The sequence below is a fragment of the Microbacterium protaetiae genome (assembly GCF_004135285.1).
GTDB classification, from domain to species: Bacteria; Actinomycetota; Actinomycetes; order Actinomycetales; family Microbacteriaceae; genus Microbacterium; species Microbacterium protaetiae.
Genome location: NZ_CP035494.1, coordinates 1,432,827 through 1,452,484, shown reverse-complemented (window position 1 = coordinate 1,452,484; position 19,658 = coordinate 1,432,827). Strand labels below are relative to the sequence as shown.

Genomic DNA, 19,658 nt, shown 5'->3' with positions numbered 1-19,658 from the left:
CACGCTGTTCGGTTAGGCTGGCAGGAGTTCGATCGTGGAGAGTGATGTGGCAGCAGAGGCGCGCGTGCTTTCGGGGCGCTACCGCGTCGACGAGCCCATCGGGCACGGCGGCATGGCGTCGGTCTTCCGGGGCTACGACCTCACCCTCGGCCGTCCCGTCGCGATCAAGATCCTCGACGCGGAGCTGAGTCGCGACAACGCCTTCCGTACACGGTTCCGTCTCGAAGCGCAGGCTGCGTCGCGCATGTCCAGCCCCGCCATCGTGCGCGTGTACGACGCCGGTGAAGACACCGAGGTCGACGATCGTGGCACCGCGCATCCGATTCCGTACATCGTCATGGAGCTCGTGCACGGGCGACTGCTCAAAGACATCATCGCGGCCGGGCCGGTGCCCTTGAGCGACGCGGTGCGTTACGTCGACGGCATTCTCGAGGCGCTCGAATACTCGCACCGCGCCGGAGTGGTGCACCGCGACATCAAGCCCGGCAACGTCATGGTCACCGGCTCGGGCCAGGTCAAGGTGATGGACTTCGGCATCGCCCGCGCCGTCTCCGACTCCTCGTCGACGGTGGCCGAGACCACGACGATCCTGGGCACCGCGGCATACTTCTCGCCTGAGCAGGCCAAGGGCGATGTCGTCGACGCACGCACCGACATCTACTCCGCCGGCATCGTGCTCTATGAACTGCTCACCGGACGCCAGCCGTTCCGTGGCGACACCCCGGTGGCCGTCGCGTATCAGCACGTCAGCGAGGCGCCGGTTCCGCCGTCGGAACTCGTCGACACCGTGCCGCGCGCGCTTGACGCCGTCGTGCTGCAGGCCCTGGCCAAAGACGCCTTCCAGCGATTTCCCGACGCTGCGGCCTTTCGCGAGGCGCTCGACGCCGCCGTCGGCGGCAAAGACCCCTCACGGCGCGAGGTCGACACCCTCGCCCACGCCCTGTATGGTCCCGACCCGCGTCAGGCGGCCGAGACCGCCCGCGCACTGCGCCAGCTGAGCACCGATCCCACAATGAAGCGCACGCAGGCAGGGCCCCCCGCGGCCTGGATCTGGGCCGGCGTGGCGGTTCTCGCGGTGCTGCTGATCTCGGTGCTGGTGTGGGTGCTCACGATTCATCCGACCAGCATCATGCCGAGCGATTCGCGCATCGTCCCCACCGTCGCCGGCATGACATACGCCGATGCGAGCCAGGCCCTCGAAGACAAAGACCTTGTGGCCAAACGTGTCGACACGCCCAGCGAGACCGTCGATGATGGCGAGGTCATCCGCACTGATCCGGCCGCCGGAATCTCGGTCGACAAGGAGTCAGAGGTCTCGGTGTATGTGTCCACCGGACCCGAGATGACCACGGTTCCCACGCTCGTCGGCCTCTCCCGGGCGCAGGCCGAGCAGGCGCTGAGCGAGGCTGGCCTCGAACTCGGTCAGGTGCGCCGCGAAGACGAGCCCGACACCGAAGCTGACATCGTCGTCACCGCGACCCCCGACGCCGACGAGAAGGTCTCGAAGGGGTCGTCGGTCGATCTCGTGATCGCCACCGGCACCGTCACCGTCGTCGACTTCACCCAGCAGGGCTACACGCTCGATGCCGCCCAAGACGCTCTGAAGGAGCTGAAGCTGACCGTGAAGGTGCAAGACGACCCGAGCTGTCCCGCCAACGATCCGCGTGCCGTGAAGTCGCAGTCGGCAGGTCCCGGTGAAGTGCCGATCCACTCCGAGGTGGTGTTGGTCTCGTGCTCCGGAGGTGCCGATTCCGGCGATGACAGCGGCGGCGGCGACACCGACAGCGGCGGCGACACCGACAGCGGCGGCGACACCGGCGACCAGTAGCGATCGGCCGTTGCTCAGCCGATCTGCGCGAGCCAATTCGACAGCAGTCGGCGGCCGTGCTGGGTCAGCACGCTTTCGGGGTGGAACTGTACTCCGACGATGGCCGCCGTGCGATGCCGCAGGCCCATGACGGTACCGCTGTCGGTGCGCGCGGTGACCTCGAGCACATCGGGCACCGCGGTCACGGCGAGGGAGTGGTACCTGCCGGCGGCGAACGGCTGCGGCATCCCCTCGAACAGTCCTGTGCCATCGTGGACGATCTGCGAGACCATCCCGTGCATGAGCTCGGGCGCCGGTCCGACAGTGCCGCCGAACGCTTCGGCGATGGCCTGATGCCCCAGGCACACGCCGAGCAGCGGCATCCCTCGTTCGAAGGCCACGTGCACGAGCGGAACGGATGCGCCGGCGTCGCCGGGTGCGCCCGGTCCCGGCGAGATCAGCACCGCCTCGTGGTCGTCGAGTGCGGTGGCGGGATCGATCGCGTCAGCCTCGACGAGCGTGACGCGCGCACCCAGGCCCCGCAGGTAGTCGACGAGGATGTGCACGAAGCTGTCGTGATTGTCGACGATGAGAAGATCTGTCACTGGACCGGGTCACTGCACAGTGTCACTGCGCGGGGTCACTGCACAGTCACGTCTTGCGGGTCGATGATCGCGCTGACCCACGGAAAGACGTAGAAGAACAGGCCGTACAAGATCACCGCTGCCACCACGACCAGGATTACCACGCGCACCCACCAGGGTCCGGGCAGAATGCGCCACAGTGCCGCGTACATCACTTCACCCCTTCCAACACGTCGGGCCGGCCGTCGGCGCGAGGCGTGAACGATTCGAACACGCTGTAGGCGACGATCCGCTCGCTCTTGTAGTACATCGGGCTGCAGCTGGTCATCGTCAGATACTGCCCGTCGGCCTTCAGCCCCTTTTCCTGTGGCACCGGCAGCAGCACATCGACCGCATCGGGCTTGACGTATTCGAGGTTGCGGAAGCGGTAGGTGTACCAGCCGGCTTTCGTCTCGATGACGATGGCATCGCCCACGTGCAGCTTCGCTATCTGATTGAAGGGCTTGCCGAACGTCGTGCGGTGGGCGGCCAGCGCGACGTTTCCCACCGCGCCCGGCATCGGAGTGTCGGGGTAGTGGCCGATGCCGATCGGGTCGAGCGTACGCGGGCGACTCACACCCCCGGCCATGGGGACCTTGTAGTCCTTGCCGAAGCGGGGGATGTACATGACCCCGAACACCTCGGCGTCCTTCGGCTCACCGAGAACCACCGGCTTCGTCGTGGGGGTGGTCGTGGGCGATGAGCTCGGCGTCGCTGCCGGAGTCTGGCTCGGGGACGGCGACGCGGATGCCGCGAACTCGTCGGCCCACTGCTCGCTGATGCTCTGCCCGGCGGCGTTCTTCTCGGCCGCGCCGATCCAGTCGCCGATCCACAGCTGCCACGCCACGAACAGCAGCGCGAGCACCCCGACCGTGATGAACAGCTCGCCGAGCACGCTGAAGAACGTCGCGCCCCCTCGGTGGGTGGCACGCGCCGGGCCGCGGCGCGCCCGCCGCGATTCCCCCGCATCCGGCGAATCGGTCACACCGCGAGTCTAGCCACGCCTAGCTGTACCGCCGCCCGACGACGCTACAGCGCCAGCAGGTGCCCGTCGCCGATGTCGCGCAACGCCGCACGAGGTGCCGTCCTGTCATCCCATTCGCGGCTGGCTCGTCGCCCGCGCCGTCGTCCGCGCTCCCGCGGGTCGGCGATGGGCACCGCTGCGAGCAGCTCCTGTGTGTACGGATGCCGCGGGTCTGTGAAGATCTGGTCACGAGTGCCCTGCTCCACCACGACGCCCCGGTACATGATCGCCACTGCGGTGCACATGTGCTCGACCACGCTCAGATCATGGGAGATGAACAGGAACGATGTGTGCTGCTGGTCGCGCAGATCACACAGCAGGTTGACGATCTGCCCCTGCACCGAGACATCCAGCGCCGAGACGGGCTCGTCGGCCACGACGAACTCGGGCCGCAGCGCCATTGCGCGGGCGATCACGATGCGCTGGCGCTGTCCGCCGGAGAACTCGTGCGGATAACGATCCAGGGCATCCGCCTCCATCCCGCACTGCGCGAGCACGTCGATGACACGATCGCGCTCGTCGTTGCCCGTGGCCAGACCGTGGGCGCGCATCGGCTCACCGATGGCCGCCGCGATCGACAACCGAGGATTGAGCGCACTGAACGGGTCTTGGAACACATACTGCATGCGCGGCCGCAGCCGGCGCAGCTGCCCACGCGAGAGACCGAGGATCTCTTCGCCACGAAAGCGCACGGATCCCGAGGTCGGCTCGTGCATGCGCAGAATCGACTGCCCGAACGTGGTCTTTCCGCTGCCCGACTCTCCGACGAGCCCGAACATCTCACCCTCACGAATGCTCAGGCTGACCCCGTCGACGGCGCGCACCTCGTCTTTCGAGGCCCGGCGACCGCCCCCGCGCGAGTGGAACACCTTGACGATGTCGGTGGCCTCGACCAAGAAGTCTTCGTCCACGTTGCGGGTGGCCGGCTGATCCCCGCTGCGCACCGTCGCATTCGTCATGCGTCCACCCCCGCGCTCTCGGGCCGCCGGGAGGCCATGCGCCGCACCTCGTCCGAGATGATGGGCAGCCGGTCCAACCGCGCTCCTGGCATCGGTCGCGCGCGCAGCAGGGCGTCGGTGTAGGGATGCTGCGGCCGCTCGAACACCGTGAACACATCACCACGCTCGATGATCTGACCGTCATACATCACCAGAACGACGTCGGCGACCTCGGCGACCACCCCCAGATCGTGGGTGATGAACAAGACCGCCATGCCCGTCTCGTCGCGCAGGTCGAGGATGAGGTCGATGATCTGCGCCTGGATGGTGACATCCAGTGCGGTCGTCGGCTCATCGGCGATGAGCAGCTTCGGGTCGCAGCACAGTGCGACCGCGATCATGGCCCGCTGCAGCATCCCACCCGACAACTCGTGGGGATACGAGCCCATGATGCGATCCGGGTCGGGGAGCCCCACTCGCTTGAGCCACTCCACCGACCGCTCATACGCCTGCGAACGTGAGACGGATTCGTGCGCGCGGATCGTCTCGATCAGCTGCCGCCCGATCGTGAAGACGGGGTTGAGGGAGCGCATCGGCTCCTGGAAGATCATTCCCACCTCGCCGCCGCGCACCCGCTGCAGCGCGGTGCGGCGCAGGGTGAGCACGTCGTTGCCGTCGAAGAGCACCCGCCCACCCGAGATCTCACCCGGTTCGTCGACGAGCTTCAGCAGCGACAGCGCCGTCAGACTCTTACCCGAACCCGATTCGCCGACGATGCTGACGACCTGGCCCGCTTCGATCTCGAAACCGATGCCATCCACCACGACACGATGGCCGCCGCCAGAAGGAAAGCGCACGGTGAGGTCCTCGACGCGCACGAGCGGCTGGGAGGGACCGGATGCCGCGGGTAGGGCGGAGGGCATGGCACTCACTTTCGCATCCTGGGGTCGAAGACGTCACGCAGACGGTCGCCGAGCACGTTGATGGCGGCGACCGTGATCAGCAGCGCCACTCCCGGTGGCACCCACAACCACCAGTGCTGCTGAAAGTCGATGAGGTTATTGGCGGCGCTGATCATGTTTCCCCACGAGGCGTTCGGTGGAACGACGCCAAGACCGAGAAAGCTCAGTGCCGACTCGCTGAGGATGCCCGATGCCGTGCTGAGCGTTGCCACCACGATCAGAAGCGGCATGACGTTGGGAAGCAGATGGCGGAACTGGCGCGAGGCCGCACTCAGACCGAGCACCTCGGCGGCGCGCATGTACGGCGCCTCGCGCAGCGACAGCACCTGCCCGCGGATCAGCCGGGCAAGCGAGGGCCACCCGATCACGCTGAGCAGGATCATCACGACGTAGATGCGCGACTCCGGCCGCACCTTCAGCTCTGAGAGCACGGCTGCCATGACGATGAGAAGCGGCAGCCCGGGAATGGACATCAGCAGATCGGCGGCGCGCATGATGACGGCGTCGACGAGACCACCGTAGTAGCCGGCCACGATGCCCAGAACCGCACCGAGGATGAGGGAGAGCAGCATTGAGGCGATGCCGATCGTCAGCGAGATGCGCCCTGCGAACATCAGGCGGGTCAAGACGTCGCGACCGTACGCGTCGGTGCCCAGCCAGTGATCCATCGTCGGGATGTGATTGGCGATGCGCAGGTTTATCTCGTCGCCGGTGTATCCGATCAGCAGCGGCCCGACGAAGCTGAACAACAGCATGAAGACGAGCAGTCCGATGCTGACGCTCGCCGCCGGAATGCGGATCAGCCGGCCGAAGGACTCGGCCCACAGCGAGCGACGCCGGCCACGGCGCCCGAGTCGCGGCATCCGGGACGGCGCAGGCGGGCCGAGGTGGGGGTTGGTCGCCCCTGTGACGAGCACATCACCGCTGCCACTCATGCGCGCTTCCCCACTTCCACCAGACGCACGCGCGGATCGGCGACCGCGTAGCAGATGTCGGCGAGAAAGCTGCCGAGCACCGTGAGGAACGCCAGCAACATCGTGATCGTCATCAGCACCGCATAGTCGCGGTTCTGCACCGACTCGAGCTGCAAGCGCCCCACACCGGGCCAGTTGAAGATCTGCTCGGTGATGATCGCGCCGGCGAACAGGCCCGGCAACTCGAAGGCGAGCAGCGTGATCGCCGGCAGCAGGGCATTGCGCAGCGCGTGCGAGAAGACGACGGAGCGTTCTGCCAGGCCCTTCGCCCGCGCGGTGCGGATGAAGTCGGCGCGCAGCACCTCCAGCATCCCGGTGCGGAAGTACCGGGTCAGCGAGCCCGCCCCCAGGAATGTCAGGATCGCGACAGGCAGCACCATATGTCGGGCGATCTCAAAGACGTACGCGAACCCCGTGGATGAGCTGGCGGTGTCGGTCATGCTCCCTGTCGGCAGCCAGTGCAGGTCGACGGCGAACACCTTGATCATCAGCAGGCCGATGAAAAAGGACGGCACCGACAGCGACGCAAAGAGGCCCACGGTGACAAGGCGATCGAACCAGGAGTACTGCTTGGTGGCAGCGATCACCCCGGAGACGATGGCTATCGCCCAGGTGAAGACGAACGCGGTGAAGGCGATCAAGAACGAATGCGCGATGTACGGGCCGAGAAGGTCGCCGACCGGCCGGTTGTAGGCCAGCGAATAGCCGAACTGCCCGCGCAGCATGTTGGCGAGCCAGATGAAGTACTGCACCAGCACCGGCTGGTCGAGGCCGTTCAGGGCGCGCAGCTCGGCCTTGCGCTGTGGCGTGAGAGTGCGGTTCGAGCTGTAGTAATCGCCCGGCATCAGCGAGAACAGGAAGAAGACGAGTATCGAGACGCCGAAGAGAAGCAACACCATGAGGGTGAGCCGCTTGATGATATAGCTGGTCATGAGATCCGGGGCTCAGGCAGGAGAACACGGTTCGGAGCCGCCGACACGAGGCCGGCGGCTCCGAGACAAGGCTAGTCTGCCGCGATCTTCAGCTTCGACAGCGCGATGGCCGCATCATCGTTTCCGGTGGTGAAGAGTTCACCATTCTCGATGCGCGCGTTCCACGCCGACAGCGACTTGCGGTAGTCGAGCAGGATGATCGGCGGATCCTCGCTGAGCTTCTGGTAGAGCTCGGTGTAGATCTTCTGTCGCGCGTCGTGGTCGAACACCGAGACACCCTGCTTGATCAGCTTGGTCACCTCGTCGTTCTTGTATCCGGTGACGTTGATGTTCGGGTCATCGGTGCCGAACTCCGAAACGGCGTCATTGGGGTCGCTCAGGCCGTTGCTGCGGAAGCCGGCCAGATCGTAGTCGCCGCTGTAGAGACGCTCGAAGGCTGTGTTCGCGTCGAGCACCTCGGCCACGAAGTCGATGCCCAGGTCGGTGTAGGTCTGCTTCGCGATCGGGATCACCGGGTCATCCTGCTTTGTGGTGATGTACGACAGCTTCAGCTTCTCGCCGTCCTTCGCCCGAATGCCGTCCGATCCCTTCTTCCACCCTGCTTCGTCGAGCAGGGCGCCGGCCTTGTCGGGGTCGTAGGGGTACTGGGTGACGCCGTCATTCGTGTACGACCACTGCGTGGGAGCGGCGAACACGTCGGCGACCTGACCGAGGCCCTTGAACTTCGCGTCGACGATCTGCTGACGGTCCAGTCCGTAGTACAGCGCCTGTCGCACCTTCGTGTCGGCGAGCGCCGGCTTCTTGTTGTTCACCCAGATGGCGCCGTAATCGGGCACCACCCGCGCTTCGATGTTGGCGAAGCCGAGGTTCTGCAACTCCGTCAGCGTGGCGGGGTCGCTGCCGAAGCCGCCCTGATCGATATCCCCGTTCTCGAAGTTCTGCAGGGCCGAGTCGGACGAGATCACCTTGAAGATCACCCGCTGTATCGAGGGCTTGCCCGCGTAGTAGTGCTCGTTGGCGACATAGTCGATCTCTTGGCCCTCGACGTACTTGTCCAGTGCGTACGGTCCCGCGCCCAGTGGCTTGCCGTAGAGGTCCTTGAGGTAGTCGAGCTTGCCCTTCGCATAACCCTTGCCGTAGTAGGCCTTCGAGATCACCGGGCCACCGAGGGTGCGCAGCGCGAGGGGGTTGACCTTCTCGGTGACGATGCGAATGGTGGTGGGATCGATGACGGTGATGCCCGACAGTGATGTCGCCGAACCCTTGCGGTAGTCGTCGGTGCCCGCGATCACGATGTCGGAGAAGTCGACGCCGCCCGCGTACTGCGGGTCGTTGAGCAGCGTGAGGGTGAAGGCGACGTCGTCGGCCGTCAGCGGTGAACCGTCGCTGAAGGTCAGCCCCTTGCGCAGGTGGAACGTGTAGGTCAGGCCGTCGTCGGAGACATCCCACTTCTCGGCGAGGTCGGGCTCGGCCTCACCCGCGTCGTTGGTGACCACGAGCGACGCGAAGATCGGCTGGACCGCGTTGCCGTCCCAGCCGTTGTCGTAGAAGCCCGGCAGGAAGACACCGCCGGGTTTGCTGATGGTGCTCACGAACGAGTCCGTGCGCGCCGACGCCCCCGCGGGGCTCTTGCCCGGGTCGGTCGCCTGGTAGAACTCGTTCTTCATCGAGCTCAAGTCGTTCTGCGTGGCATCCGGTGCCGGCTCTGCCGTCGCCGCGCAACCGCCCAGGAGCAGCGCGCCCGCCAGCAGGGCCGCCGCGGCGGCCGTCGGTCTCTTCGTCAACTTCATATTCGACCCTTCTGGGATCTGTGGGGGGAGGAGACGTGCGCGGATGCGACCCTCGACAGCCGCCGATGGATTCACCGGACCGCGGACGAATACTTCCCGAGCTTATGCCGCTGCTGAGAGGGATGTCGCGGGCGCGTAACATCCTGTTACACCGCAGCAAGGGCCCGTCACGTCGCCGACGAGAGGATGCTCTGCGAAGGCCCGGCGCCCCGTAGAATGGCGGGTATGGCACGAACTGGCAAGGGCGAAGAACCCGACGTCGAGCGCAGCGCAGGCGATTCCGCGCCCAACCCGGTCTGGTTCAAGCCGATCATGATCGGGCTGATGGTCATCGGGCTCGTCTGGGTGCTGGTCTTCTACCTCAGCGGCATGCAGTTTCCGATCCCGGGCATCGAGGCCTGGAACCTGGTCATCGGGTTCGGCATCGCCTTCGTCGGTTTCCTCATGACCACGCGCTGGCGCTGACAGACTCGGCGGCGAATTACACGGCTGTGATTCATCCCCAGCTGGGGATGAACCTGTGGATAACTCTCACCCGAAGTAGAACACCGCGGGGATGACCAGCAGCGCCAGCAACACGATCGTCAGCGCGACGAGCAGTCCGATCTGCCACCCGCGCTGTCGTATCGCCCGGGTGCGTGCGTAGATGAATCCGACGGCGGCTCCGGCGATCAGTCCGCCCAGGTGCGCCTGCCACGAGATCTGAATCGAGGCCATCGAGCCCGACAGCAGCCCGACCACGAACGGGAACGCGAAGTTGATGGCGATGATGATCGCGATGCTCGACACGTTCGCGCCGATGTGCCGCCCGATCACCAGGAGCGCGCCGAACAACCCGAAGATCGCGCCGGATGCCCCGACCACCGATGTCGCAGGGGCCAGCAATGCCACCGCGACCGAACCGCCGAGGCCGGCGATCAGGTACATCACGACGAAGCGGGTGCGACCCACAAGCGGCTCGAGAATGCGCCCGATCATCCACAGCGCGAGCATGTTCAGCCCCAGATGCAGCCAGCCCGAGTGCACGAGCAGCACGGTCAGCAGCCGCCACGGTTCGAACACGCCCGATTGCGGAAGCAGGAACACGCTGTTGAATGCGAGCCACTGCGCCACCCGCAGTCCCGGAATCATCTGCGCCAGGTAGACGGCCGCCGTGATCCCGATGATCCAGTACGTCGCCAGAGGCCGCTGATCGCGGGGCGCTGCCACCGCGGTCGAGCGGCGCCCCCACCGCCGCTCGGCTTTGCGCTGCGCCGGAGACGCCGCCTTCTTCTGGTCACGCAGGCACTCCGGGCAGATCACGCCCACCGGCGCCTGGATCTGGCACTCGGGGCAGATGGTGCGCAGGCACCGCTGACAGAGCACGAAGCTTTGTCGATCGGGATGCCGGTAGCAGAAGTTGTCGCGGTTGCGCGAGAAGTCGGCGGACGTCATGTGTCAGACGCGAGCGCGCCTCACGCCTGAGCGATGTCGATCGATGAGATCACGACGTCGTCGACCGGGCGGTCTTGCGCACCGGTGGCGACCTTGGCGATCTCGTCGACGACAGCGCGCGACGCGTCGTCGGCGACCTCGCCGAAGATCGTGTGCTTGCCGGTCAGCCACGGGGTCGGGTCGGTCGTGATGAAGAACTGCGAGCCGTTCGTGCCCTCGGCCTTGCCGGTGATCGCGTTGCGGCGCAGGCCGGCGTTGGCCATGGCCAGCAGGTACGGCGAGCCGAACGAGAGCTCAGGGTGGATCTCGTCGTCGAAGTTGTAGCCGGGACCTCCCACACCCTGCCCGAGCGGGTCGCCGCCCTGGATCATGAACCCGGGGATGATGCGGTGGAAGATGACGTCGGTGTACAGCGGTCCCTCGCCGGGCTTGCCGGTGCGCGGGTCGGTCCACTGGCCCGAGCCGTCAGCCAGGCCGATGAAGTTCTGCACGGTGCGGGGGGCGTGGTCGCCGAAGAGATTGACGACGATGTCGCCGTGATTCGTGTGAAGGGTGGCGACAGCGGTAGCAATAGGCATGGAGTCATTCTTTCAGAGATACCTTTCCAAGTTCTGTACATCCCCTTCCATGCACGGCCGGGTCTGGCAAGATGAAGGTGCACACACCCCGATCGACAGGGAGGGCACCCCGTGAGCCTCAGCCGTAAGCGCAAGAAGGAACTCCGCCGACTTCAGGATCAGGCGGGCAAGCTCTGGGAGTCACAGCAGGTGCTCGTCGGTGAGGCGGCATCCGTCGCCCGTGAAGCCGGTCGGCAACTGGGCCACTACAACCGCGAGCACATCGCCCCGACGGTGCAGGCGAACTACGACAAGTACGCCGCCCCCTATGTGGAGAAGGGCGTCAAGACGGCGCAGCAGGTCTTCAACGAGAAGCTCGTGCCGGCAGCGGGCACCGTCGTCGGCTCGGCGATGTCGGTGTGGGATGCCGCAAACGACACCCGCTCGAAGCTCGCCGCCGGCCGCGGCCTATCGTTGCCCGACTTCGACGCGCTCGGCAAGAAGGCGCAGAAGAACAGCAAGAAGGCGTCGAAGAAGATCTCGGCGAAGGTGAACGCCGCAGCCCAGGCGGCGACGCCGAAGAAGGGCATGAGCGCCGGTGGCGTCATCGCCCTCATCCTCGGTGTCGCGGCCGCCGTCGGCGTGATCTACGCGGCGTGGCAGACGCTGCGCGCCGATGACGAACTGTGGGTTGCCGACGACCCGCTGCGCGCCCCCGACGCGTGACACGCCCCTCCCATTGAGCGAGCGCAGCCCCCGTTGAGCGAGCGCAACCCCCGGTCGTTGAGCGAGCGCAGCGAGTCGAAACGACCCACCGACCCCACCGCGCGCGTTCGGGCCGCGGCATCCGCTCGTGGTCTGACCATCGAGGTGCGCGAGCGCCCCGATGCCGGCAGTCTCACCGGGGCGGCGCAGGTTCTCGGTGTGACTCCGGGCGACATCGTCAAGACGCTGGTGGTCAAGCGCCACGACGGCGACTTTCTGTTCGCGCTGATCCCGGGCGATCGTGCGATTTCGTGGCCGAAGCTGCGGGCGGTGGTCGGTGTGAACAGGCTGCGGATGCCCGAGCCCGACCTTGCTCTCGAGGCGACCGGCTACGCGCGTGGGACGATCACCCCGATCGGTAGCAGCCACGACTGGCCGGTGTACGCCGACGCCGACATCGTCGGAAGGCGCATCGCGATGGGCGCCGGTGCCCGCGGCTACAGTCTCTTCGTCGACGCCGACGAGCTCATCGCCGCCTACGGCGCCACGGTCGCCGACATCTCCCAGCCCCTGCCGGAGCCACCCGCCGGTCCCTGAAGCCCCCGACCGGTCGTTGAGCGAGCGCCCCCTGCCGGTCGTTGAGCGAGCGCCCCCTGCCGGTCGTTGAGCGAGCGCAGCGAGTCGAAACGCCCCCGCTCAGTACGAGACCCCGCCCATCTTCAGCGCGATGTCGACGAGGCGCACCCGTTGCAGCCCCCGCACCTCAGAGAGCGGAAACCACCCCGCCCGATCGGTCGAGCCGTCGACCTCGTTGCGCAGCTTGCCACCCGTGATCTCGGCGCGGTAGACGATGCGCAGGGTGTGCAGCGGCTGGCTCGACTCGTGCGTCACCCGACGGCCAGCCGGAATCACCCGGGAATGGATGCCGAGCAACTCGCCGATGCGGGCCTTGTACCCGGTCTCTTCGCGAATCTCGCGACGGACCGCGTCCACGGGGTCTTCGCCGTCTTCGAGGCCGCCGCCCGGCATCGTCCACGACGGACGCCGGCCCTGGATCCAATGCGACAGCAGCACGTGGCCGCCGTCATCGACGATGACCGCATAGGCGGCGACACGCAGGTCCATGCATCCCACGATAGAGCCCGCCACCGACCCTGCCGCTCGCGCCGTGGGTAGAGTTCTGACCGGAGGGACTTCTCATGCCGTCGCACGAGCGCTCTCGCCGCCGTGACGACGGCCTGCGCACCACCGACCGGTTAGCACGCCGCCCGGGCTGGGCCTTCGCGTGCTGGCTGTTCGTGCTGGTGGCGATCGGGGTCGTGCAGATCGTGCGGCTGCAGTGGTTCGATGCTGCGGTCTTCTTCGGTGCCGCGCCCGTCGCCACCCTGACGGCGACGGGGCACCTTTCCGCCAGAGGGTCGAGCCACCGGATGCCGCTGCCGGCTCTATCGGCGGCCGCCGCGGTGCTGGGAGCAATACTGTGCTTCCTGCCCCGGCACGGAGTGCTGATGCAGGTGGTGGTCATCGCGATCGGAGCCATCGCGGCGCTCGTGGCTGCATCCGGGCGCGCCGTCACACGGCCTGACCGGCCGACGACGTTCTCGCCAGGCATCCGTCGCCTGGCACTTGCGTGGGCGGTGATCATCGTGCTCGGGTGCGTGTGGGAGCTGATCCAGTTCATCCTGGGTCTGGTGCAGCCGGATGCCGCGTGGTTCGCACTCAGCGACCTTCTCGATCCGCTCGCGGGAACGGTGCCGGGCAAGATTCTCGTCGTGGCGGCGTGGCTGGCCGGTGGCGTGTGGTTGCTGCGGCGGGGCGGACGACGATGATCGTCATCAGCATCGCAGCCTTCCTCGCGTGTGCGGCTGCCCTCGCCGTTGCCGGCTGGCTCATCGGACGGCGTTATGCCGAGGCATCCGCCACCGCAATGTTCGATCGGCTGATGTCGGATCCGGCGATCCGTCTTGCAGTGATCGTCATCTGGTGGTGGCTGGGCTGGCACTTCCTGGCCGGCCAGACGTTGTGACGGTACTGCCGCACCGGGGAGTCAGTCGGCGAGGTCGACGACCTCGAACTCGAGCAGGTCGGACTGCGTCGTCAATGTCGGGCTGCCCGGGCCCGCCGGAGCGTGCGGGGTGCGGGTGCTGCGCCAGGCCTGGAAGTCAGCCTCAGATGCCCACGTCGTGATGACGAAGTACCGCATCTCGCCCGCAGTGGGCCGCAGCAACTGGAAGCCCTCAAACCCCGGGGCGGAGTCGACCGCATGCTTGCGCGCGGCGAACCGCGCCTCAAGCTCGATGCCGGCACCCTCCGGAATGCGCAGCGCGTTGATCTTGACGACAGACACGGATGTCTCCTCTCGGTCGTGACCCTTCCAGCCTGACACGGCGCGGAAGAGCGCGGGCCGGCCGCAGCTGGAAAAAAACCGCGCGCTCGATGTGCGGTGTGCATCCCCTGCGACCCCGTTCACGTGACAGGACGCCAGCAGAAATCAGCATGTACCGCGCGGCGTGTCGGTGCCCCAGACGCAAAATGTCCTGCGAATCGAACGGCGCCCGAGGTGGATGGAGCGCCGCCCGCGGCGGGAAAGTGACTGTGGAGCCTACCGGGTTCGAACCGGTGACCCCCTGCTTGCAAAGCAGGTGCTCTACCAACTGAGCTAAGGCCCCGAAATCTTGCAGTGTGGGGGTACCAGGACTTGAACCTGGGACCTCTTCATTATCAGTGAAGCGCTCTAACCGCCTGAGCTATACCCCCGTGCCGACAGACACGTCAACCTCAAAGAGATTACCCGAATCCGCCGGATTTCACGAATCAGTTCGAGGTGAACCCGATCAGCAATCCGCCCGTGATCTTGACGGCCAGGTTGTAGATGCCGGCCACCACAGCCCCCATCACCGTGACCACCACAAGGTTGAGGATCGCGATGATCGCCGCCATCGCCATCACCTGCGGCAGACCGATGATCGACGACAGCGTGATGCCCCCGTCAGAGATGCTCTTGAACAGGTCGTCGACCTGCCCGATCACGCCGGTGGCCGAGACCACCATGTAGATCAGAAAGAACGCCACGATCGTCACGACCGCAATCACCACCGCCGCCAGGAACGACAGCTTCACGGCCGACCAGAAGTCGACATAGACCAGTCGCAGGCGCACCTGCTTGGCGCTGGTGCGGTGCGTAGACTTCTTTGCCAGCTTGTCGGCTACCGTGCTCATGCGTCAGTACTCTCTTCGGGGATCTCGGGGGATGCCTCGGCTTCGCCGGCATCGTCGGCATCGGCAGAGGCATCCACGGCGTCGTCATCACCCAGTCCACGCTCGGAGTTTCGCGCGATCGCAATGATCCGGTCGTCGTCACCCGGGCGGGCGAACACGACACCCATGGTGTCTCGGCCCTTTGCAGGCACCTCGGCCACGGCAGAGCGTACCACCTTGCCACTGGCAAGAACCACAAGGATCTCGTCTTCTTCGGTGGCGATCAAACCCCCCGCGAGCACCCCGCGATCGTCGTTGAGTTTGGCCACCTTGATGCCCAGACCACCGCGGCCCTGCACGCGGTATTCGCCCACGGCGGTGCGCTTGGCGTACCCCCCGTCGGTGACCACGAACACGTAGCCGTCGTCGCTGGCCACCGATGCCGACAGCAGGCAATCGTCACCACGGAATGACATGCCCTTCACACCCTCGGTGGACCTGCCCATCGGTCGCAGCGCCTCATCGGTCGCCGAGAAACGCAACGACATGCCGTGCCGAGTGATCAGCAGGATGTCATCGCCCTCGTCGACGAGCATGGCACTGACCAGCTCGTCTTCTTCGCGCAGGCGAATGGCGATGATGCCGCCCTGACGGTTCGTGTCGTACTCGCCCAGGCGGGTCTTCTTGACCAGGCCGCGGCGTGTGGCCAGCACCAGATACTGAGAAGCGTCATAGGTGCGCAGGTCGAGGATCTGGGCGATCTCTTCCTCTGGCTGCAGAGCCAGAAGGTTCGCGACGTGCTGACCCTTGGCATCCCGTCCCGCTTCGGGGACCTCGTATGCCTTCGCGCGGTAGACCCGACCCTTGGTCGTGAAGAACAGCAGCCAGTGATGCGTCGTGGTGACGAAGAAGTGCTCGACCACGTCGTCGGCGCGCAGCTGGGCGCCCTTGACACCCTTGCCGCCGCGGTGCTGCGACCGGTAGTTGTCGCTGCGCGTGCGCTTGATGTAGCCGTCGCGGGTGACGGTGACCACCATCTCTTCTTCGGGGATGAGGTCTTCCATCGACATGTCGCCGTCGAAGCCGGGAAGGATGTGGGTGCGGCGGTCATCGCCGAACTTGTCGACGATCTCGGTGAGCTCTGTGCGGATGATGGCCCGCTGGCGAGGCGGGCTGGCGAGAATGTCGTTGAAGTCGGCGATCTGCAGTTCGAGATCGGCGGCCTCGTCGACGATCTTCTGACGTTCCAGGGCCGCCAGGCGACGCAGCTGCATCGCCAGAATCGCGTCGGCCTGATCGTCGTCGATCTCAAGCAGCGCCTTCAGCCCCTGGCGCGCGTCGTCGACGGTGGGCGACCGGCGGATGAGCGCGATGACCTCGTCGAGCGCGTCGAGCGCCTTCAGATACCCGCGCAGAATGTGCATGCGCTCTTCGGCCTTGCGCAGACGGTACTGCGTGCGCCGCACGATCACTTCGATCTGGTGTGTCAGCCAGTGGGTGACGAAGCCGTCGAGGGCAAGCGTGCGCGGCACTCCGTCGACGATCGCGAGCATGTTCGCGCCGAAGTTCTCCTGCAGCTGGGTGTGCTTGTACAGGTTGTTCAGCACGACCTTTGCCACGGCATCCCGCCGCAGCACGATCACCAGACGCTGGCCGGTACGATCGCTCGACTCATCACGGATGTCGGCGATGCCGGTGATCTTGCCGTCACGAGCCAGGTCGCGGATCTTGACGGCGACGTTGTCGGGGTTGACCTGGTAGGGAAGTTCGGTGACCACCAGGCAGGTGCGGCCCTGGATCTCTTCGACGTTGACCACGGCACGCATGGTGATCGAGCCGCGCCCGGTGCGATAGGCGTCGTGGATGCCGCGGGTGCCGAGAATCTGCGCGGCGGTCGGAAAATCGGGGCCGGGGATGCGCTGCATCAGCGCTTCGAGCAGCTCTTCGCGCGCGGCATCCGGGTGATCCAGTGCCCACAGCGCACCGGCGGCGACCTCGCGCAGGTTGTGCGGCGGGATGTTGGTGGCCATGCCGACAGCGATGCCCACCGATCCGTTCACCAGCAGGTTCGGAAAGCGCGCCGGCAGCACGATGGGCTCTTGCGTCTGCCCGTCGTAGTTGTCCTGGAAGTCGACGGTTTCTTCTTCGATGTCGCGCACCATCTCGAGCGCGAGCGGGGCCATCTTCGTCTCGGTGTACCGCGGGGCGGCCGCCCCCTGGTTTCCGGGCGAACCGAAGTTACCCTGCCCGAGCGCGAGCGGATAGCGCAGCGACCAGGGCTGCACCAAGCGCACCAGGGTGTCATAGATCGCCGAGTCGCCGTGCGGGTGGTACTGGCCCATCACTTCGCCGACGACGCGGGCGCACTTCGAGAACGACTTGTCGGGCCGGTAGCCGCCGTCGTACATCGCGTAGATCACGCGGCGGTGCACCGGCTTGAGGCCGTCGCGCACGTCGGGCAGGGCACGCCCGACGATCACGCTCATCGCATAGTCGAGATAGCTGCGCTGCATCTCGACCTGCAGGTCGACCTGGTCGATCTTGCCGTGATTGTGCGCGGATGCTTCGGTGGGGCGTTCGTCGTCAGCCATGTGTTCTCTCGTCTTCTGCGTGCGGACCGTCTCGACTGCGTGAGGCTAGATGTCGAGGAAGCGCACGTCTTTCGCGTTCCGCTGGATGAAGGTTCTGCGCGACTCGACATCTTCACCCATCAGCACCGAGAAGATCTCGTCGGCTGCCGCGGCGTCGTCGATGGTGACCTGGCGCAGTGTGCGGGTGTTCGGGTCCATCGTGGTCTCCCACAATTCCTTCGGGTTCATCTCGCCGAGACCCTTGTAGCGCTGAATGCCGTTGTCTTTGGGGATGCGCTTGCCACTGGCCAGGCCATCGGTGAGCAAAGCGTCGCGCTCGGGATCGGAGTACACGTACTCGTGTGGCGAGTTCGACCACTTCAGCCGGTACAGCGGCGGCATGGCGAGGTAGACGAAGCCCGCCTCGATGAGCCCGCGCATGTAGCGGAACAGCAGCGTCAGCAGCAGCGTCGTGATGTGCTGGCCGTCGACATCGGCGTCGGCCATCAGCACGATCTTGTGATACCGGGCCTTGTCGAGGTCGAAGTCTTCGCCGATGCCGGTTCCGAACGCCTGGATCATCGCCTGGATCTCGTTGTTACCGAGGGCACGGTCGAGTCGAGCGCGCTCGACGTTGAGGATCTTTCCGCGCAGCGAGAGAATCGCCTGCGAGTGCGGGTCGCGACCCTGCACCGCCGAGCCGCCGGCCGAGTCGCCCTCGACGAGAAAGATCTCGCTGATCGAGGGGTCTTTGCTCGTGCAGTCCTTGAGTTTGTCGGGCATCGACGCCGACTCGAACACGCTCTTGCGGCGGGCCGTCTCGCGCGCCTTGCGCGCTGCCAGCCGCGCCGTCGAGGCGTCGATCGCCTTGCGGATGATGTTCTTGGCCGAGCTCGGATTGCGATCGAACCAGTCGCCGAGCTGATCGCCGACGACCTTCTGCACGAACGCCTTGGCCTCGGTGTTGCCCAGCTTGGTCTTTGTCTGTCCTTCGAACTGCGGCTCCGAGAGCTTGACCGAGATGACCGCCGTCAGTCCTTCACGGACGTCTTCTCCGGAGAGGTTGTCGTCCTTTTCCTTGAGAAGGTTGTTCGCCCGCGCGTAACGGTTGACCAGTGAGGTCAGCGCCGCGCGGAAGCCCTCTTCGTGCGTGCCGCCCTCGTGCGTGTTGATCGTGTTCGCGTAGGTGAACACGTTCTCGGTGTAACCGGTGGTCCACTGCATGGCGACCTCGAGCGAGATCTTTCGCACCGTGTCTTCCGACTCGAAGTCGATGATCTCCTCGTGCACGTGCTCGGCCTTGCGCACTCGGTTGAGGTACTCGACGTAGTCGACCAGACCCCGCTCGTAGAGGAACGTGTCGTGGCGCTGGCTGATGACCTCTTCGCCGTCGACGTCTTCGATCTCGATGGCTTTCTCGCGCTCGTCGTGCAGCGTGATGGCCAGTCCCTTGTTCAAGAAGGCCATCTGCTGGAATCGCACGCGCAGCGTGTCGTAGTCGAAGTCGACGGTGTCGAAGATCGTCGGATCGGGCCAGAAAGTGATGATGGTTCCGGTCTCTTCGGTCTCTTCGCCGCGCTCGAGTGGGCCCTGGGGCGCACCGCCGTCGGCGAAGATCTGCCGCCAGGCGTATCCCTCACGCTTGACGAGAACCTCGAACCGGGTCGAGAGCGCGTTCACGACCGATGAACCCACGCCGTGCAGGCCACCCGAGACCGCATACCCGCTGCCGCCGAACTTTCCGCCGGCGTGCAGCACTGTCAGCACGACCTCGACCGTCGATTTGGTCGGGTCGGAGGCGTGCGGTGCGACCGGGATGCCGCGTCCGTTGTCGACACAGCGAATGCCGCCGTCTTCGAGGATCGTGACGTCGATGGTGTCGCAGTAGCCCGCGAGGGCTTCGTCGACCGAGTTGTCGACGATCTCCTGCACCAGGTGGTGCAGGCCCCGCTCGCCGGTGGAGCCGATGTACATGCCGGGGCGCTTGCGCACGGCTTCGAGGCCCTCGAGCACCTGGATGGCGTCGGCACCGTAGTCGTTGTTCGCGGGTTTCGGCTTTGCGGCCTTCGGCTGCGGTGCCGTCTCGTCTGCCTGCGCGGACTCGTTCTGCGGTGTATCTGACGTCATAGGGATTCCGCGTTCCG

Annotated in this window: 21 protein-coding genes and 2 tRNA genes; 6 read left to right on the top strand and 17 right to left on the bottom strand. The window is 66.0% G+C overall.

Features of this window, described 5'->3' with window-relative positions; genetic code table 11:
- Nucleotides 1-34: 34 nt before the first annotated feature.
- Nucleotides 35-1,828, top strand: coding sequence for a Stk1 family PASTA domain-containing Ser/Thr kinase (gene pknB, locus ET475_RS06795; protein ID WP_277985767.1), 1,794 nt, complete (start codon nt 35-37; stop codon nt 1,826-1,828).
- Nucleotides 1,829-1,842: 14 nt separating this feature from the next.
- On the opposite strand, the gene ET475_RS06790 is transcribed toward pknB, so the two are convergent.
- The 8 genes from ET475_RS06790 to ET475_RS06760 form a co-directional block, all read right to left on the bottom strand.
- On the bottom strand, nt 1,843-2,412 hold the full coding sequence (locus ET475_RS06790) for an anthranilate synthase component II (protein ID WP_129387640.1): 570 nt from the start codon (nt 2,410-2,412) through the stop codon (nt 1,843-1,845).
- Nucleotides 2,413-2,447: 35 nt separating this feature from the next.
- Complete coding sequence (locus tag ET475_RS17815; RefSeq protein WP_165310797.1) at nt 2,448-2,603, bottom strand: hypothetical protein; 156 nt, start codon at nt 2,601-2,603, stop codon at nt 2,448-2,450.
- On the bottom strand, nt 2,603-3,415 hold the full coding sequence (locus ET475_RS06785) for a class E sortase (RefSeq protein WP_129387637.1): 813 nt from the start codon (nt 3,413-3,415) through the stop codon (nt 2,603-2,605). Before ET475_RS06785 ends, ET475_RS17815 begins: the two co-directional genes overlap by 1 nt.
- Before the next feature lie 44 nt (nt 3,416-3,459).
- Nucleotides 3,460-4,413 carry an ATP-binding cassette domain-containing protein gene (locus tag ET475_RS06780; RefSeq protein ID WP_129387634.1) on the bottom strand — a complete coding sequence of 318 codons (954 nt, stop codon included), beginning with the start codon at nt 4,411-4,413 and terminating at the stop codon, nt 3,460-3,462.
- Nucleotides 4,410-5,315, bottom strand: coding sequence for an ABC transporter ATP-binding protein (locus tag ET475_RS06775; protein ID WP_129393750.1), 906 nt, complete (start codon nt 5,313-5,315; stop codon nt 4,410-4,412). The genes ET475_RS06780 and ET475_RS06775 overlap by 4 nt, the downstream gene beginning before the upstream one ends.
- 5 nt (nt 5,316-5,320) lie before the next feature.
- The gene (locus ET475_RS06770; protein WP_207205432.1) at nt 5,321-6,289 is read right to left on the bottom strand and encodes an ABC transporter permease; all 969 of its coding nucleotides are present in this window, start codon (nt 6,287-6,289) and stop codon (nt 5,321-5,323) included.
- Nucleotides 6,286-7,260: an ABC transporter permease gene (locus ET475_RS06765; protein ID WP_129387631.1), complete on the bottom strand. Its 975-nt coding sequence runs from the start codon at nt 7,258-7,260 to the stop codon at nt 6,286-6,288. Before ET475_RS06765 ends, ET475_RS06770 begins: the two co-directional genes overlap by 4 nt.
- Before the next feature lie 71 nt (nt 7,261-7,331).
- The gene (locus ET475_RS06760) at nt 7,332-9,044 is read right to left on the bottom strand and encodes an ABC transporter substrate-binding protein (RefSeq protein ID WP_207205431.1); all 1,713 of its coding nucleotides are present in this window, start codon (nt 9,042-9,044) and stop codon (nt 7,332-7,334) included.
- A 231-nt stretch (nt 9,045-9,275) separates the two neighbouring features.
- Between ET475_RS06760 and ET475_RS06755 the strand changes: the two genes are divergently transcribed.
- Entirely contained in the window at nt 9,276-9,515 is a 240-nt protein-coding gene (locus tag ET475_RS06755) for a cell division protein CrgA (RefSeq protein ID WP_129387625.1), read from the top strand.
- Nucleotides 9,516-9,581: 66 nt separating this feature from the next.
- On the opposite strand, the gene ET475_RS06750 is transcribed toward ET475_RS06755, so the two are convergent.
- Together ET475_RS06750 and ET475_RS06745 are read right to left on the bottom strand one after the other, a co-directional pair.
- Complete coding sequence (locus tag ET475_RS06750) at nt 9,582-10,484, bottom strand: rhomboid family intramembrane serine protease (protein WP_129387622.1); 903 nt, start codon at nt 10,482-10,484, stop codon at nt 9,582-9,584.
- Nucleotides 10,485-10,504: 20 nt separating this feature from the next.
- Nucleotides 10,505-11,062, bottom strand: coding sequence for a peptidylprolyl isomerase (locus ET475_RS06745; RefSeq protein ID WP_129387619.1), 558 nt, complete (start codon nt 11,060-11,062; stop codon nt 10,505-10,507).
- 111 nt (nt 11,063-11,173) lie between these two features.
- Here ET475_RS06745 and ET475_RS06740 point away from each other — a divergent pair, with 111 nt between their 5' ends.
- A complete protein-coding gene (locus ET475_RS06740) occupies nt 11,174-11,767 on the top strand; it encodes a DNA helicase (protein ID WP_129387616.1) in 594 nt (197 codons plus the stop codon).
- 138 nt (nt 11,768-11,905) lie between these two features.
- Entirely contained in the window at nt 11,906-12,343 is a 438-nt protein-coding gene (locus tag ET475_RS06735) for an aminoacyl-tRNA deacylase (protein ID WP_129393747.1), read from the top strand.
- 99 nt (nt 12,344-12,442) lie between these two features.
- Here the strand turns inward: ET475_RS06735 and ET475_RS06730 are convergent, their stop codons facing one another.
- Nucleotides 12,443-12,871, bottom strand: coding sequence for an NUDIX hydrolase (locus ET475_RS06730; RefSeq protein WP_129387613.1), 429 nt, complete (start codon nt 12,869-12,871; stop codon nt 12,443-12,445).
- Between the two features lie 74 nt (nt 12,872-12,945).
- Between ET475_RS06730 and ET475_RS06725 the strand changes: the two genes are divergently transcribed.
- Together ET475_RS06725 and ET475_RS06720 are read left to right on the top strand one after the other, a co-directional pair.
- A complete protein-coding gene (locus tag ET475_RS06725) occupies nt 12,946-13,575 on the top strand; it encodes a hypothetical protein (protein WP_129387610.1) in 630 nt (209 codons plus the stop codon).
- Nucleotides 13,572-13,772, top strand: a complete 201-nt coding sequence (locus tag ET475_RS06720; RefSeq protein ID WP_129387607.1) for a DUF6186 family protein — start codon at nt 13,572-13,574, stop codon at nt 13,770-13,772. Before ET475_RS06725 ends, ET475_RS06720 begins: the two co-directional genes overlap by 4 nt.
- A gap of 21 nt (nt 13,773-13,793) precedes the next feature.
- Here the strand turns inward: ET475_RS06720 and ET475_RS06715 are convergent, their stop codons facing one another.
- From ET475_RS06715 to gyrB, 6 genes are all read right to left on the bottom strand, one after another.
- Nucleotides 13,794-14,093: an antibiotic biosynthesis monooxygenase family protein gene (locus ET475_RS06715; RefSeq protein ID WP_129387604.1), complete on the bottom strand. Its 300-nt coding sequence runs from the start codon at nt 14,091-14,093 to the stop codon at nt 13,794-13,796.
- Between the two features lie 249 nt (nt 14,094-14,342).
- Nucleotides 14,343-14,415: transfer RNA gene (locus ET475_RS06710), tRNA-Ala, on the bottom strand.
- Between the two features lie 14 nt (nt 14,416-14,429).
- Nucleotides 14,430-14,503, bottom strand: a tRNA-Ile gene (locus ET475_RS06705).
- A 57-nt stretch (nt 14,504-14,560) separates the two neighbouring features.
- Entirely contained in the window at nt 14,561-14,965 is a 405-nt protein-coding gene (locus tag ET475_RS06700) for a DUF3566 domain-containing protein (RefSeq protein WP_129387601.1), read from the bottom strand.
- Entirely contained in the window at nt 14,962-17,535 is a 2,574-nt protein-coding gene (gene gyrA, locus ET475_RS06695; RefSeq protein ID WP_129387597.1) for a DNA gyrase subunit A, read from the bottom strand. The genes ET475_RS06700 and gyrA overlap by 4 nt, the downstream gene beginning before the upstream one ends.
- A gap of 45 nt (nt 17,536-17,580) precedes the next feature.
- Nucleotides 17,581-19,641, bottom strand: coding sequence for a DNA topoisomerase (ATP-hydrolyzing) subunit B (gene gyrB, locus ET475_RS06690; RefSeq protein WP_129387594.1), 2,061 nt, complete (start codon nt 19,639-19,641; stop codon nt 17,581-17,583).
- Nucleotides 19,642-19,658: the final 17 nt, after the last annotated feature.